General features: G+C 61.7%; 1 protein-coding gene. It reads left to right on the forward strand.

Annotated features, from left to right (window positions below; translation table 11 throughout):
• Positions 1-608: GTP-binding protein (locus tag ACUCV0_RS24070; RefSeq protein WP_482213931.1), on the forward strand; the 608-nt coding region annotated here is incomplete at both ends.

Raw genomic sequence — 608 nt, forward strand, 5'->3', positions numbered from 1 at the left:
TTCGAACGTAACAAACCGCACCTGAACGTGGGCACCATCGGTCACGTTGACCATGGCAAGACCACTCTGACCGCAGCGCTGACCAAAGTCTGTGCCGACACCTGGGGCGGTTCCGCTCGTGGTTTCGACCAGATCGACAACGCGCCGGAAGAAAAGGCTCGCGGTATCACCATCAACACTTCCCACGTTGAGTACGATTCGGCGACCCGTCACTACGCGCACGTCGACTGCCCCGGCCACGCCGACTACGTGAAGAACATGATCACCGGTGCTGCCCAGATGGACGGCGCGATCCTGGTTTGCTCGGCTGCTGACGGCCCCATGCCGCAGACCCGCGAGCACATCCTGCTGTCCCGTCAGGTAGGCGTTCCCTACATCGTCGTGTTCCTGAACAAGGCCGACATGGTTGACGACGCCGAGCTGCTGGAACTGGTCGAAATGGAAGTTCGCGATCTGCTGAACACCTACGACTTCCCGGGCGACGACACTCCGATCGTGATCGGCTCCGCGCTGATGGCCCTGAACGGCCAGGATGACAACGAGATGGGCGTTTCTGCCGTGCGCAAGCTGGTCGAGACCCTGGACTCCTACATCCCCGAGCCCGAGCG

This window comes from Pseudomonas sp. VMV1 (assembly GCF_056790235.1).